The sequence below is a fragment of the Paenibacillus sp. FSL R10-2199 genome (assembly GCF_038000235.1).
Classification (GTDB): Bacteria; Bacillota; Bacilli; order Paenibacillales; family Paenibacillaceae; genus Paenibacillus_AQ; species Paenibacillus_AQ phytohabitans.
In genome coordinates this window covers 4484257-4498556 of sequence record NZ_JBBOBO010000001.1, presented here as the reverse complement: position 1 = coordinate 4498556, position 14300 = coordinate 4484257, and the positions used below count along the sequence as shown (strand labels likewise).

The window sequence follows — 14300 nt, the reverse complement described above, 5'->3', positions numbered from 1 at the left end:
TCCTGTCGTTAATAGTAAGGCATCAGCATTACGATATGTACGAAAGGAAATACGATAATCCAGCTGTCACAGCGGTCCAGGATGCCTCCATGACCAGGCAGCAACGAGCCTGAATCCTTAATACCGTACACCCGTTTATAAGCAGACTGTACAAGATCTCCGAGCTGACCCAGAACGGCGCAGGAAACCCCGATAAGCAGTGCGCGTCCGATTGTCAGCAGATCAGGAACCAATAGGGCAAAAACAATTGAAATCACGGCAGAGATTAATACTCCGCCAAGGGCACCTTCGATAGTTTTGTTAGGACTAATCGCCGGCCAGAGCTTATTGCGTCCGAAGCTTCGGCCGACAAAATACGCTCCGGCATCACTTCCCCAGATGCAGCACAGCAGCAGAAACGTCCAGAGAAGCCCATGTCCATCTCCCGCACCGCGGGCGATAGCCATATAAGAGAAGCCCATCCCTATGTATACAATGCCGGTGAACATCAAAGCGGTGATCTTAATATCCAGCTTGTTCTTGCTGAAGACCGTAACCAGCAGGAATAACAGCATAAGCAGCCAGATTCCCTGCTCCCACGATAATAACTCGGAAGTCCCCAGCAGGTTCCAGGGGATCATGAAGCATACTACGGACGCATAACCAAGTACAGCAGTCCCTCCGAAGGTTGCTGTACCTGTCATTTTTACAAATTCATAATAGCCGATGAGGGCCATGGCAGTCAGCAACAGCTGATACGGCCAGCCTCCCAAAAGGCACAAGCCCAAAAACAAGGCTCCGGCAACAATTCCGGTAATCAATCGCTGCTTCAAAGATTCCCATCTCCCATCAGGCTACTTCAATCCACCATAACGGCGTGTGCGGCGTTGATATTCTGCCACAGCCTGCATCAGATGCGTCTTGTCAAACTCCGGCCAGTACACATCTGTAAACCATAATTCACTGTAGGCAATCTGCCAGAGCATAAAGTTACTGAGGCGCATTTCGCCGCTCGTACGGATCAGCAGATCAGGGTCAGGCAGTCCGCCGGATAAGAGTCTGCTGTCAATCAGTGCTGAAGTAATCTCATCAGGTGTCAGAATACCTGCCTGGATATCCTTGCCCAAGCCGCGCATACAGTCTTCAATCTCTTTACGGCCACCGTAGTTCAGTGCAAAATTAAGTATAAGTCCGGTATTCCCTTCGGTCCGGGCAACCGCTTCTTCCATCGCCCTGCGGGTATGGGAAGGCAAAGCCTCGGTATCCCCCATTACACGTACCTGTACATTCTTCTCAATCAGTTCATCCAGTTCAATGGCCAGAAATTCCACAGGCAAGCGCATCAGGAAATCAACCTCATCCTTCGGCCGCTTCCAGTTCTCCGTGGAGAAAGCGTACATGGTCAAGAACTCTACTCCCAGGTCATTCGCCGCGATTGTCGCACGTTTGACCGCCTTCATCCCGTTCTGATGACCCACAATACGGGGCAAGCCGCGCCGTTTCGCCCAGCGTCCGTTGCCATCCATAATTACAGCTACATGCCGGGGAATATTATCCGGTGAAATCTCGACTGGCTCCTGCCTGTCTTTACGGCTCAGCCATTCTTGAATCCGTTTGATCATTTCCGTTTCCTCCAAGCTCTTATCAGAAAGAGACAAACCCCACCATAGACGGAGGGGCCTGAAGTCTCTTGAATTTCATTATACTTCCATAATCTCTTTTTCTTTGGACAAGAGCACTTTATCGACTTCAGCTATGAACTTATCCGTTGATTTCTGGATATCTTCCTGATGTCCATGTGATTCGTCTTCCGAAATGCCGTTCTTCTCCATCTTCTTGATGTCATCGTTCGCATCGCGGCGGATGTTACGGATGGCTACCTTCGCTTCTTCTCCGAACTTCTTGGTGAACTTTACAAGCTCGCCGCGGCGTTCTTCAGTAAGCGGTGGAATGGACAAACGGATGATTGTACCGTCATTGGCTGGCGTAATCCCGATATCAGACTTCATAATCGCCCGCTCGATGTCAGACATCGATGTTTTGTCCCACGGCTGGATCAGCAGTGTCCGGGAATCCGGTGTGCTGATGTTAGCCAGCTGATTAAGAGGAGTCGGAGCACCGTAGTACTCCACTTGAATGCGATCCAGCAGTGACGTCGAAGCACGTCCTGCCCGCAGTGTAGCCAAATCGCGTTTTAGCGACAAAATCGCTTTTTCCATACGCTCTTCGGCATTTTTCTTCACCGATTGTGGCATTAATTTACACTCCCTTTAACAATCGTCCCGATCTTTTCGCCGAGAACGACACGTTTAATATTGCCTTGCTCTGTAATAGCAAACACAATGAGCGGTATATTATTATCCATGCAGAGAGAGGAAGCGGTGGAATCCATAACACCCAGGTTCTTGTTCAGAATATCCATGTAAGTAAGCTGCTCGTATTTCACGGCAGTGCTGTCCTTGAACGGATCCGCGGAATAGACACCATCCACCTTGTTCTTCGCCATCAGAATCACTTCGGCTTCAATCTCGGCCGCTCTGAGCGCTGCCGTTGTATCCGTCGAGAAGAACGGATTCCCTGTTCCTGCGGCAAAAATAACTACACGGCCCTTTTCCAGATGCCGGATTGCCCGGCGGCGGATATAAGGCTCAGCAATTTGCTGCATGGCAATGGAGGTCTGAACCCGTGTAGGGACATCAATCTGCTCCAGGGCATCCTGCAGTGCCAGCGAGTTCATGACGGTTGCCAGCATTCCCATATAATCCGCTGTCGCCCGGTCAATGCCGCTTGCACTTCCCGCGATTCCGCGCCAGATGTTACCTCCGCCGCACACAATGGCAACCTGAACTCCAAGCTCAACGACTTCCTTGACCTGCTCCGCGATGGAGATGATCGTTTCGGCATCGATGCCATAGCCATTCTGTCCGGCAAGTGATTCACCGCTAACCTTAAGGACTACTCTCTTAAATACCGGCTGTTCCAATTGTATACCCTCACTTTCTTACAAAAGACGGAACACTACGTGATATGTGTTCCGCTCTTTTGATGCTTGCCTTTATTCAGTTCTTATTACAAAATGCTTCTCAGCTATTATTGGTTCACTTGTGCCATTACTTCTTCAACAAAGTTATCGACTTTCTTCTCAAGACCTTCACCCAGCTCGTAACGAACGAAACGGCGGATGGAGATGTTTTCGCCAATAGTGCTGATTTTTTCGTTCAGCAATTGGGAAATAGTCTTGTCCGGGTCTTTAACGAATGGCTGTTCAAGCAGGCAATATTCTTCATAGAACTTGCTGATGCGGCCTTCAACCATTTTTTCAACGATTTTTTCAGGCTTGCCTTCGTTCAGCGCCTGGTTCTTAAGAATTTCTTTTTCTTTCTCAACATCTGCAGCCGGCACTTCTTCACGGCGAACATACAGCGGGTTCGCTGCTGCGATTTGCATTGCGATATCGCGGGCGAAATCTTTGAAGGAATCTGTTTTACCAACGAAGTCAGTTTCGCAGTTGATTTCTACCAGAACGCCGATACGGCCGCCAGCGTGGATGTAAGATTCTACTGTACCTTCAGTAGCGATACGACCAGCTTTGTTAGCTGCTGCGGACAAACCTTTTTCACGAAGCAATTCAGCCGCTTTTGTGATATCGTTGTTTGCTTCTTCAAGGGCCTTTTTACAATCGAGCATTCCTGCTCCTGTTCTTTCACGAAGTTCCTTTACTGCCTTTGCATCTACTGCCATTGTTATTCCCTCCAGATAATTGTCGTTGTCATACGCGGGCTCAAGGCCCATTATCCTAAAAAAAGGGCAGTGAGAGGTTATCCACCTGCCAACCACCCTTTTCATTTAAGTTCTTGTTTATGTCCCCCGGATACTACTTAAGCAGTAGTTGTGTCTTCGCCCTGATGAGCTTCAACAACAGCGTCAGCCATTTTACCAGTCAAGAGCTTCACGGCGCGGATAGCGTCGTCATTGCCTGGAATTACGTAGTCGATTTCGTCCGGATCGCAGTTAGTATCAACGATAGCTACGATAGGAATACCCAATTTGCGAGCTTCTGCTACAGCAATACGCTCTTTACGCGGGTCAATGATGAACAGCGCGCTTGGAAGACCTTTCATGTTCTTGATACCGCCCAGGAATTTCTCAAGACGATCTTTCTCTTTGCGGAGAAGGATAACTTCTTTCTTAGGCAATACTGCGAAGGTACCGTCTTCTTCCCAAGCTTCCAATTTCTTCAGGCGGTCAATACGCTTCTGAATAGTCTGGAAGTTAGTCAGGGTACCACCGAGCCAACGTTGGTTAATGAAGAACATACCTGAACGTTCAGCTTCTTCTTTTACGGAATCCTGTGCTTGTTTCTTTGTTCCTACGAATAGGATTGTGCCGTTGTCGCCAGCGACGCTCTTTACAAAGTTGTAAGCTTCCTCTACCTTTTTGACTGTTTTCTGCAAGTCAATAATGTAAATTCCGTTTCTTTCAGTGAAGATATAACGATCCATCTTTGGATTCCAACGACGAGTCTGATGACCGAAGTGTACCCCAGCTTCGAGAAGCTGCTTCATGGAAATTACTGCCATCTTCACACACCTCCTAATTTTGGTTTATTGTGTGTCTCCTCCGCCGCGTGTCATCTTTCTACAAGACTTTCTTCAGAAGAAAGCACCTCTTGTCGAAATCAACCGGCGTGTGTTTTAACACCGTCAATTACTATACCATATTAAAACATTCTATGCAACGATTACTGTGAATTTATAAATTTCTTATCGTAAAACACTTATTTCTTCACAGTAATCAGCTTATCAATAATAGAGTCCACGCTCTCTCCCTTAGCAAAACTGTAGCTGCCGTATTGGATAATCTTGTTCACTTTACGGCTGTTCGCCTTCTTAAGAAACTCCGCTTTATCTTGAATAACTCCGGCACCGGCCAGCACATCCGCAGTTTGGGCGAGTGTAATTCCTGTAGGAATCCGCACAGAAATATCGCCGTTCACTGCAACCGCAGGCGCTTCCGGACTGGCTGGAGCTACAATGCCCGTGTCTGCAGCACTGCTCTCCGGCTGTACTGGCGCTGACGGCTTGCCGGGAGTCACAGCTGCACTCGGCTCCACTGCGGCTTTAGGTGTGGCCGCAGGAGCCGGAGAAGCAGTTGCCGCCTCCTCTGCTGGGACCTGGGAAGACTCGGGCGTTCCCGCAGAATTGCCTTCCTGTGCTTCCTCTTCCCCGCTGGCCGCCCCTTCATCTGGGGACTGCACATGATCCACCACGGTCAAATTCAGTCGCTCCGCTTCCTTGATCAGCTGTTCTTTGGTGAGCGGAGCAGCCTTCCCGGCAATCATCAGCTGCAGCAGCAGTGCGCCGGCAATCAGACCGATGCCTAACCCGAGCATGAAGAACCGGTTCTTGATCATACCGATTCCTCCTGATGGGCCAACTGCAGAATCAGCTGGACCTCGCCCCGCTGGAGACCTGCAGTCTTGGCGATAGAATCTATCGATTTTCCTTGTTCATGCAGTTCGAACAATCGCGGATATCTCAGCTTTATGGAGCTGACCGGCTTTTGCCTGGCAGGCTGAATTTCAGCTTCAGCAGTTGGGGCTGCAGAAGCATTCTCCGCAGACTGGGCAGCCGAAGGCTCCCTTGAGAAGGTTGCGGCAAGCTGAAGCAGGCCTTTCTCTTCAGCGGTCAGCCGGGCATCCAGAAGCAGCAGGCTCTTACTAAGCTCAGCCACCTGCTTACGCAGTGTGCCAATCTCTTCCTGCAGGGCTGTTTTGTTACTCTGCGACTGCGCTTTGATGCTGCCGACCAGCTGAAGCAGTTCTGTATTCTCATGTTCGATATCTGCCATATATAACTCCAGCGCGGCCTCCGTCTCCTTGAGGCTCTTCTTCTCATCCGAGTCTTCCTTGCTGGCCTTTGCCGGCAGTCTCAGGGCATAAACGATAGCGACAGCGCCTACCAGCACGATATATACCCATGGGTCCAAGTGTCTAATCTCCTTTTACATTCAATTCATAGAAGCTTACTCATTCAATAGTTTAACTGGACTCAAAGACTGAAATCTATCCGGTGTCCCTTATAAGGATGCTCCGCATCGTGGACGGTCTCCGGCTTCCTTGACTGACGCGGATCAGCGTGGCTGTCCGGCTGCTTCTCCTTACCCCCGTCCCGCAGTGCTGATTCCGAAGATTCGTCCACCTCACTGCTGCGCATGGCGATTTCCTGGCTATGCTTGACGTTCTGGCCTGCCAATTGCTGCTGGTCAAGCGCCGGACGCTGCTGCTGGCTGTTCTGAACTTTAGCTGCATCATGTGTCCGGGGCAGGGCGATTTGTAGTTCCACCGGTTTCAGACTCATCAGATCTCATCTCCCATAGTCCATATAGAATCAAGGAATAGCAGGCCGCTCCCGCTGCCTGCCTGCTTAAATGTACGGTATTATCGATATATCCCCTTCACTGTAAACAAAGGATACCCGTTCTGTAGGATCTTTAACGAATCTGGTATACCTGCCAATAACAATCTTTGATCCTCCATAGATTGTTTTGATCACATCCACCCGTGCCCTGCCTGTATCCTCAAGCATCCGCTCAATCTCGAGTACGCGTTCCTTAATTCTCTTTTCATCACGCATATGGGATTGCTTGGTCGCATTGAGCTTCACGCGGAGCGCCACCTTATCCGGGGAAAGCTGACCGTTGTTCGCCAACTGATTGAGAAGGTATAATGCCTTATTGGTCTTGTCTTCATTCTCAAGAAGGTGACGCAATTCCTGGCGCAGCTCATTAATCTCATTTCTCAGCTCGGGAACAACGCCCACCTCAACCGCTGTAGCCGTCGACATTGTATTGCCGATGGTTCGTGCGACAACTTTATCGCCTGCCTGTACTATCCCGCCTACAATCAAACCTTTGGCACCGTTACAGAGCACATCACGGCCTGCGCGAATGTTGGAATGCATAATGCTTTGCGAGACAATTACATCTTCTCCGGCCACCACATTGCCATCCTGGATAAATGAGACTTTGACATTTTTCCCGGCGCTTACGAGGCCTTTGTTATAGCCGATAATTCCGCCGGTAATTTCGATGGAGCCGCCGGATATCAGCTCGGCACCTTCCACCCCGCCAACCACTCGGATATCTCCGGCGGATTTGACGGTGAAGCCGGTAAGCACATTGCCGCGAATGACAACCGTCCCGACAAAATCAATATTCCCTGTACTGTAATCCACATCACCATTGACCTCATATACAGGAAATACATTGATCTTGCCCTTGTCTGTCAGCGTAACCAATCCATCTATCGCCGAATACATAGAGGTCTCTTCCTGATCCACCAGTACATTCTTGCCAACCTTGAAATGGGCTTGCTTCCCTGCTCTATACGGAAGCTCCTCCCCGGTCACTGTCTTTCCGCTTACACCATTCTCTGCCGGTATGATTCTGGCTATAAGCTGGCCCTTCCTCACATTGTGAAGCCGGACCAGATCCTTATAGTCAACCTTGCCATCTTCTTTCTCCAGCGGCTTACGGTCTTCCTCCAGATCCACGGTCAGTACCATCCGTCCATCCTTGCCGTTGACAGCAGGCTGGCCGATTGCGATCGGCACCCTGTTCCAGAAATATTCTTCCGGGTTGCTGCAGATCCGCTGAACAATATCCCGCTGGATGCCAAATCGAATGTTGTGACTGACCAGGAAGCTTTCAAGATCTTCTATTGTACAGGAGAAATTCTCATCCTTCTTGATGAACTGGAGGTAAGCAATCCCTTTATCATCCGAAAACGTAATACTCAGGTATTGGCCCAAAACATATTGACCGATCAAATTCTGCTCCCCCTTGTCACCGGCGCCCGGTTAATCATTTTGCATAAGAAGATCACGGTTCTTCTCAAGTGTTCCTCTTAGCCGCAAAATAGCCTTCGAATGAAGCTGTGAGATCCGCGAAGGAGAGAGTGACATCACTTCAGCGATCTCGCTCAAAGATAAATCCTCATAATATAAAAGGGACACGACGGTCCGTTCTTTCACTGTTAATTTCTCGATGCCTTTAGTCAGCGTATCACGCAGATAGAACTCATTTACTTTACGGTCCGGATTCTTAGCCTTATCATCCACCAGAATAGACATACGTGTCTCTGATTCTTCTTCACGAATAGGATCTTCTAATGAGCAGAGCGACATGACTGCAACATCCTGCAGCATAGTCTGAAACTCCGTTTCAGTAATGTTCAGATACTGGCTCATTTCATCGTCACTAACGGATCTCAAATACTTCTGTTCCAGCTGCTGGTAGGCATCCTCGATTTTTTTCGCTTTTTCTCGCACTGATCTGGGAACCCAGTCACTTTGCCGCAGAGAGTCAAGGATCGCTCCTCTTACCCGCCAGGAAGCATAGGTCTGAAATTGCAGTCCCCGCTTGTAGTCGAATTTCTCGATGGCATCAATCAGTCCCATCACACCATTGCTGGCCAAGTCATCTTTGGATACATTTTTGGGCAGTCCCACTGCCAGACGGCTGGATACGTAATCTACAATATGGAGATAACTCTCAATCAGCTTTTTTTTGGCCTCAGGATCACCTTGCTCTTTCCATTGTTCCCATAGTCCATCTGTTTCTGACTGAGCAGCTTTATGCTCGTTCAACGGCTTTCACCCTTCCCAAAGTTTAGTCAGCGGGTACCATGCGGCGCAAGATTACGGACTTTCGCCGCAGCACTCGCTTATTCTTCTTTCAGGTGACGAACGGCCTTGGCCAATTCTTCAGGATCTTTCATAGAGACCAGTTTTGGAGGCTGCAGAGGTGTGAAACCACTCAAGTCCACACTTCCCGCTTCCGGCTTCGGTGTCAGCAGGTCCTTCAATTCCTGATCCTCTTCCGGCGTCTGAATATCAAGCTTGGCACCAAGTGCCTCACCGTTATCTTCAAATCCGGCTTCAAGGTCTGAAGATTCAGAGGATTTCCCAATAATAACACCCAATACCCATCTTAGAAGGAAAGCAAGCACAAACCAGATAATAAATCCATATATTCCCCGGATCAGGCTGGTTCCAACTAAATTATGTCCGTAGTTTGTAAGAAACGTAAATAGAAATCCAATCAACCCGAGACCTGTGCTTAATAATATTTTCTTGCTCATGGCTATATTTCCTTCGGGCCTTTTTGAACGCTGCGGATAAAGAGCACCCCGGTATTGCAGGCGATTTCTATCGTACGTCCATAATTGCCACCCGTGTCCTCCGCGATCAGCGGAATGTTCAATGCGTCCAATGCTAGTTTGCAGGATTCCACATTACGAGGCCCGATCCTCATGGTGTCACTCCCCCCGGCAAATGCGAACATCTGCGAGCCTCCGGCCATCTTGGCCACAATCCGGCTCCGGACCGCCCCTAGCGCCAGCAGGCGGGATAAAAGCTCAGGCACAGCGGTATCGGCAAACTTGGCAATATTCAGCTGTCCTTCCCGGGCAATATCTGACGAGGGCAGCATGACATGTGCCATGCCTGCAAGTCTTTTGCCGGGATCAAACAGTGTCAGGCCAACACAGGAACCAAGACCGGTCGTACGGATAAGACTGTCCTGGCTGCCTATGTTAAGATCCGCCATGCCTACTTTAATAATGCTCTGTTCTTCAATCATTATCAAACGGTACTCCTAATGCCTTGAATATTTTGGGGAATGATTCGGGATCGGGAATAAGGAAAAATTGCCCTTCAATCTCATTTTGGCCTTCCAGGAACGTCGTATCGATCAGCAGCGCATCATCACCCATCTGACCGAACTGCAGCAGCCCGTATCCAAGAATTGCCCCGGCCATATCCATAGCAAGCGCCGGTACTGTCGGATACATGGAGAGTGAGGTAAAGTCAGCCAGTGATGAAAGGTAGGAGCCGGCAAGGATATTGCCGATTTCGCTCAGTGCGGATAACTCCATTTCACTGAGCTCTTCACCGCCTGAAATCTCAATTCCGGCAATCCGGCTGAGCAGGTTGGTCGCAGCTTCCGGAGAAAGAATGAAGAACAGGTTGCCCGGAGCTTCACCTTCTACACGGAGGAATACAGCATACACCAATTCTTCAGCTCCGCCGACCTTATCGGTAATCTCCTCAAAACTGAGAAGCTGCACCTTGGGTACAGCCATATCAATCGGCTTATTAAGCAGCTGAGACAACGCGGTGGCGGCGTTACCGGCTCCAATATTCCCGACTTCTTTCAGCACATCCATTTTGAAATCCTTGAAGTTTTTGAATAGCTCCACTGGCTAGCCCTCCAGGCTTTCCAGTTGCACGATTTCGCCCTTGTTCAGCACTTCGGACAAGTTAAGCATAATCAGCAGACGGTCTTCTCCAATTTTGGCCACCCCGTCCAGATACTTCGCTTTGATTCCGCCTACGACATCCGGTGGTGTATCAATAATGTCACGGTTCAAATCAATAACATCATTCGCAGAATCGACGATGAAGCCTACTTCCATCTCATTCACATTCACAATAATGATCCGGGTCTGGTCTGTATGCTCTGCTTCCTCAATACTGAAACGGCCGCGCAGATCAATAACGGGGATGACTACACCGCGCAGATTGATTACACCTTTGATAAAAGAATAGGTCTTGGGCACGCGGGTAATGGGCATCATACGCTCAATGGTCTGGACCTTCTCCACTTCAATGCCGTATTCTTCAGTGCCAAGCTTAAATACTATGACTTTGATATCTTCAGCCATGGAATGAACCTCCCTGTTCTATCCTGATTATTTAATAAAAGCATTCGGATCGATAATAAGTGCAACTTGTCCATCACCAAGAATAGTGGCTCCGGAAATGCCTTGAACATCCGGCAGATACTTGCCCAGATTCTTGATGACAATCTCATTCTGCCCGATAAAGTCTTGAACCGCCAAGGCAACAAGACGCTCTCCCTTGCGTACAACCACAATCTCTGTTTCCTCTTCGGTGCTTTCATCATAGTCCGGAATAGAGAAGATCTTGCTCAGTGAAACGAGCGGAATATGGCTGCCCCGGAATTCCAGCATTCTGTTACCGTGAATGGTACGGATCTGAGACTGTTTGACAATCCCTGTCTCTACTATGGAAGAGAGCGGAATTGCATATTTCTCTGAACCCAGACGAACCAGCATGGCTGCGATAATCGACAGGGTCAGCGGGAGCTGAACGGAGAAGTTCGTCCCTTTACCCGGTGTAGAGTAAATGGTGACGTTGCCGCCCAGGGAGGAGATCTTTGCTTTGACTACATCCAGACCGACGCCGCGGCCCGATACGTCAGAGATTACCTCTGCCGTACTGAAGCCCGGTGCAAACAGAAGCTGATACGCTTCATCATCAGACATCGCATTGGCCTGCTCCTGGGTAATGGCGCCTTTCTTAACTGCAGACCCCAGAATCTTCTTCGGATAGATGCCTCTGCCGTCCTCTTCAATCTCGATGAAGACATGGTTGCCGCTATGGAAAGCCCGGAGGTGGACGGTCCCTGTCTCCGGCTTGCCGGCAGCGACACGGTCTGCTATGGACTCAACACCGTGGTCTACTGCATTACGCAGCAAATGCACAAGCGGATCACCAATCTCATCAATTACGGTACGGTCCAGCTCTGTTTCAGCACCGGTAACGATCAGATCAACTTTCTTGTCAAGCGATTTGGCGAGATCGCGCACCATCCGCGGGAACCGGTTAAATACGGTATCCACCGGCACCATGCGCAGCTTCATCACTATGTTCTGCAGATCCCCGCTGACCCGGCCCATATGTTCAACCGTTTCGGTAAGATCCCCGTTCTGCACTTCGGAAGCCAGCTGTTCCAGCCGAACGCGGTCAATGAGCAGCTCACTGAACAGATTCATGAGTACATCCAGACGCTCGATGTCCACACGGATCGTGCGGGAAGGAGAAGGCGCTCCACCTGCTCTGGCCGGTGCTGCCTTACTCTCTTCCTTGCCATGTGCGGAAGCAGCCGGTGAAACATTAGAGGCAGCAGGAGCAACCTCCGGCGCCGGAGCAGAGGCAGGCGCTTCTGCGGTAGCTGCAACACTTTCCTGCCCCATCTGGCGCAGGGATTCCTGATCAAGTGCTACGGCTGTAACCGTATCGATCTCCGACAAATTCAGGATCATCTTCTGAATTTCACTGGCATCCTTTTGGGTTATGTAGTAGAGGGAGAATCCGTAATCGAATTTCTCCTGCTCTATGTCCTGAACCGAAGGGAAGGACTTAACAACTTCTCCTGAACGCTCCAGAAGGTCGAAGACCATATATGCACGCACTGCCTTGAGCTGACAGTCCTTGCGGATGGCAACATCAACATACAGCACCTGATGGCCTTCCTGCAGAGACTGCTCCAGCACAGAGTACTGGAATTCATCCAGAAACACCTGGGCATCCGTGGCATTGCCGGCAGCAGCCGCAGTGACTTCAGCAGCAGCTCCGCCGGCAGCGGGAACCTCTCCCCGGACGATAGCCTGGAGAGAGGATACAATTGCCGATACATCAGCCTTCCCCTCTCCTCCGCCTGTGATGTCCTCCACCATGGATTCCAGAGCATCAATACTCTTGAACAGGGTGTCAAAAATGAAATCCTGCATCCGCAGTTTATTGTTACGCACCAGATCAAGCACATTCTCCATTTGGTGCGTAAGCGAAGCCAAATCCTCAAAACCCATCGTAGCCGCCATACCTTTCAAGGTATGGGCAGAGCGGAAAATCACCTGGACAATACTCAGATCTTCAGGATTTGCTTCCAGCCCCATCATGCTTTCGTTCAATGACTGCAGATGATCATTTGACTCATCAATAAACATGGATAAATATTGGTTCATGTCCACTAACGAGCACCTCCCCTTCGAGTTCGCTTTTCCTTTATTTAACGGCTTGCACCAGCCTTGGAGCAATTTCTTGCAAAGGCAGGATATGTTTCACGCACTGTAGCTCCACTGCAGACCGCGGCATTCCGTAAACGACACAGGTCTCTTCACTCTCGGCAAAGGTTGACGTCACACCCGAGTCATAGAGTGCCTTCATCATACGGGCCCCGTCGCTGCCCATCCCGGTCATAATGACCGCATGACGTTCAAGCGAGGTAAGCCGCAGTACCGATTCGAACAGCGTATCTACAGAAGGCCGATGTCCGTTGCGCGCTTCTTCCTTGGTAAGCTCAATCACATATTGGCCGCCGGCTGCCGGAGCAACCTTCAGATGATAACCGCCGGGAGCAATATACGCAGCTCCCTGCCGCAGAATCATGCCATGCTCCGCTTCAGCAACCTCCAGTGCGCTGAAGGTATTCAGCCGCTGGGCCAGCGATTTGGTGAAATTAGGCGGCATATGCTGAACAATGACAATCGGTGCCGGAAAATCACCGGGAATGTTCTCCAGGAACGCCTTCAGCGCCCGGGGACCGCCGGTAGAGCATCCTACAGCAACCAGCTTGCGCAGACCCCTGTTTCCGTTCACAGGGCCTGCATGCGCTACAGGAGGATCAATGAAGCCTCCTGCGGCCGTCTCAGCGGCAGCAGCCCGCAGATCAGGCAATACTGCTCCCGCATCCCCTCGGGTCCGGCTTCTGAAGCGTCCGGAGGCAGGTGGTGGCACTGCCGGAGCCGGCTTGCCCAGCCGCTTCGTAACTTCACTGCCAGGGCCTTTCACTGGCGGATTCTTGTCTGCCGCCAGCTCCAGAGGTGCTTTCCCTTTTGGCTTCAGTGTACTCTGGACCGGCTTGCGCAGGGATTCCGTTTCTTTCTTCATCGGCTCTGCCTTCCGTTTCACTGGTTCTATGACCGTTCGCGGAGCAGGAGGCGGCGCTGGCAGAACCGTCTGATCAGCAGGCGGCAGTTCAGGAGCCTTGTGAGCAGAAGCGCGTGCTTCACGCTGTTCGCGCGCCAGCATGGCTTCCTTCATCTGCTCACGGAGTGACTCCCCGACTGCGATAATATCCTGGGAGTTTGAAATGGACGGCTTTCGGATGAAATCGAAAGCCCCCCATTCCAGCGCCAGAATTGTTTCCTTCATCCCCTCTTCATTAATGCCTGACAGCATAATGACTGGAAGCGGCCGCTGGGCCATAATTATTTTCAGCGCCTCCAAACCATTCATTTCCGGCATTTCCACATCCATGGTTACCAGATCCGGCCGGAGCTCATTCACTTTCTCGATAGCTTCACGGCCGTTGGACGCCGTTGCTGTTACCTGAAAGTCAGGATCATTTTCAATTAAATCGGAAATGATTTTACGCATAAAAGCGGAATCATCAACGACCAAAACCTTGTATGGCCTCATAGCATTTCCACCTCTGTCCCTCAAATTCAGAAC

At 50.3% G+C, this 14300-nt stretch carries 17 protein-coding genes; all 17 read right to left on the bottom strand.

What is annotated here, in order from left to right; translation table 11 throughout:
* Positions 1 to 8: 8 nt before the first annotated feature.
* Positions 9 to 812 carry a phosphatidate cytidylyltransferase gene (locus tag NYE33_RS19580; RefSeq protein WP_042138125.1) on the bottom strand — a complete coding sequence of 268 codons (804 nt, stop codon included), beginning with the start codon at positions 810 to 812 and terminating at the stop codon, positions 9 to 11.
* A 21-nt stretch (positions 813 to 833) separates the two neighbouring features.
* Positions 834 to 1601 carry an isoprenyl transferase gene (locus NYE33_RS19575; protein WP_039295253.1) on the bottom strand — a complete coding sequence of 256 codons (768 nt, stop codon included), beginning with the start codon at positions 1599 to 1601 and terminating at the stop codon, positions 834 to 836.
* Between the two features lie 78 nt (positions 1602 to 1679).
* On the bottom strand, positions 1680 to 2234 hold the full coding sequence (frr, locus tag NYE33_RS19570; RefSeq protein ID WP_039295250.1) for a ribosome recycling factor: 555 nt from the start codon (positions 2232 to 2234) through the stop codon (positions 1680 to 1682).
* A complete protein-coding gene (gene pyrH, locus NYE33_RS19565) occupies positions 2234 to 2962 on the bottom strand; it encodes a UMP kinase (protein ID WP_039295247.1) in 729 nt (242 codons plus the stop codon). Before pyrH ends, frr begins: the two co-directional genes overlap by 1 nt.
* A 107-nt stretch (positions 2963 to 3069) precedes the next feature.
* Positions 3070 to 3720, bottom strand: coding sequence for a translation elongation factor Ts (gene tsf, locus NYE33_RS19560; protein ID WP_039295244.1), 651 nt, complete (start codon positions 3718 to 3720; stop codon positions 3070 to 3072).
* 137 nt (positions 3721 to 3857) lie between these two features.
* On the bottom strand, positions 3858 to 4559 hold the full coding sequence (rpsB, locus tag NYE33_RS19555) for a 30S ribosomal protein S2 (RefSeq protein ID WP_036692565.1): 702 nt from the start codon (positions 4557 to 4559) through the stop codon (positions 3858 to 3860).
* Positions 4560 to 4756: 197 nt separating this feature from the next.
* The gene (locus NYE33_RS19550; RefSeq protein WP_042138128.1) at positions 4757 to 5392 is read right to left on the bottom strand and encodes a hypothetical protein; all 636 of its coding nucleotides are present in this window, start codon (positions 5390 to 5392) and stop codon (positions 4757 to 4759) included.
* Positions 5389 to 5967, bottom strand: coding sequence for a hypothetical protein (locus tag NYE33_RS19545; RefSeq protein WP_341067091.1), 579 nt, complete (start codon positions 5965 to 5967; stop codon positions 5389 to 5391). Before NYE33_RS19545 ends, NYE33_RS19550 begins: the two co-directional genes overlap by 4 nt.
* A 62-nt stretch (positions 5968 to 6029) precedes the next feature.
* A complete protein-coding gene (locus NYE33_RS19540; protein WP_042138131.1) occupies positions 6030 to 6338 on the bottom strand; it encodes a hypothetical protein in 309 nt (102 codons plus the stop codon).
* A gap of 66 nt (positions 6339 to 6404) precedes the next feature.
* On the bottom strand, positions 6405 to 7808 hold the full coding sequence (locus tag NYE33_RS19535) for a DUF342 domain-containing protein (RefSeq protein WP_042138132.1): 1404 nt from the start codon (positions 7806 to 7808) through the stop codon (positions 6405 to 6407).
* A 30-nt stretch (positions 7809 to 7838) separates the two neighbouring features.
* On the bottom strand, positions 7839 to 8627 hold the full coding sequence (locus NYE33_RS19530) for a FliA/WhiG family RNA polymerase sigma factor (RefSeq protein WP_042138136.1): 789 nt from the start codon (positions 8625 to 8627) through the stop codon (positions 7839 to 7841).
* A gap of 77 nt (positions 8628 to 8704) precedes the next feature.
* Positions 8705 to 9121: a hypothetical protein gene (locus NYE33_RS19525; RefSeq protein WP_042138137.1), complete on the bottom strand. Its 417-nt coding sequence runs from the start codon at positions 9119 to 9121 to the stop codon at positions 8705 to 8707.
* Between the two features lie 2 nt (positions 9122 to 9123).
* The gene (locus tag NYE33_RS19520; protein WP_042138138.1) at positions 9124 to 9621 is read right to left on the bottom strand and encodes a chemotaxis protein CheD; all 498 of its coding nucleotides are present in this window, start codon (positions 9619 to 9621) and stop codon (positions 9124 to 9126) included.
* Positions 9614 to 10207 (bottom strand): chemotaxis protein CheC, encoded by a 594-nt coding sequence (locus tag NYE33_RS19515; RefSeq protein WP_216626453.1) that lies wholly within the window; start codon positions 10205 to 10207, stop codon positions 9614 to 9616. Before NYE33_RS19515 ends, NYE33_RS19520 begins: the two co-directional genes overlap by 8 nt.
* Positions 10208 to 10243: 36 nt before the next feature.
* Positions 10244 to 10705, bottom strand: a complete 462-nt coding sequence (locus tag NYE33_RS19510) for a chemotaxis protein CheW (RefSeq protein ID WP_039295214.1) — start codon at positions 10703 to 10705, stop codon at positions 10244 to 10246.
* A 27-nt stretch (positions 10706 to 10732) separates the two neighbouring features.
* Entirely contained in the window at positions 10733 to 12817 is a 2085-nt protein-coding gene (locus NYE33_RS19505) for a chemotaxis protein CheA (RefSeq protein WP_042138141.1), read from the bottom strand.
* Between the two features lie 34 nt (positions 12818 to 12851).
* Positions 12852 to 14267, bottom strand: coding sequence for a protein-glutamate methylesterase/protein-glutamine glutaminase (locus NYE33_RS19500; protein WP_341067086.1), 1416 nt, complete (start codon positions 14265 to 14267; stop codon positions 12852 to 12854).
* Positions 14268 to 14300: the final 33 nt, after the last annotated feature.

Bases quoted from the DNA above. Each gene is read 5' to 3' on its own strand.
- NYE33_RS19575 (WP_039295253.1), bottom strand. From the start codon at position 1,601: ATGATCAAACGGATTCAAGAATGGCTGAGCCGTAAAGACAGGCAGGAG.
- NYE33_RS19500 (WP_341067086.1), bottom strand. From the start codon at position 14,267: ATGAGGCCATACAAGGTTTTGGTCGTTGATGATTCCGCTTTTATGCGT.
- NYE33_RS19540 (WP_042138131.1), bottom strand. From the start codon at position 6,338: ATGAGTCTGAAACCGGTGGAACTACAAATCGCCCTGCCCCGGACACAT.
- tsf (WP_039295244.1), bottom strand. From the start codon at position 3,720: ATGGCAGTAGATGCAAAGGCAGTAAAGGAACTTCGTGAAAGAACAGGA.
- rpsB (WP_036692565.1), bottom strand. From the start codon at position 4,559: ATGGCAGTAATTTCCATGAAGCAGCTTCTCGAAGCTGGGGTACACTTC.
- NYE33_RS19525 (WP_042138137.1), bottom strand. From the start codon at position 9,121: ATGAGCAAGAAAATATTATTAAGCACAGGTCTCGGGTTGATTGGATTT.
- NYE33_RS19515 (WP_216626453.1), bottom strand. From the start codon at position 10,207: ATGGATGTGCTGAAAGAAGTCGGGAATATTGGAGCCGGTAACGCCGCC.
- NYE33_RS19520 (WP_042138138.1), bottom strand. From the start codon at position 9,621: ATGATTGAAGAACAGAGCATTATTAAAGTAGGCATGGCGGATCTTAAC.
- NYE33_RS19510 (WP_039295214.1), bottom strand. From the start codon at position 10,705: ATGGCTGAAGATATCAAAGTCATAGTATTTAAGCTTGGCACTGAAGAA.
- frr (WP_039295250.1), bottom strand. From the start codon at position 2,234: ATGCCACAATCGGTGAAGAAAAATGCCGAAGAGCGTATGGAAAAAGCG.
- NYE33_RS19550 (WP_042138128.1), bottom strand. From the start codon at position 5,392: ATGATCAAGAACCGGTTCTTCATGCTCGGGTTAGGCATCGGTCTGATT.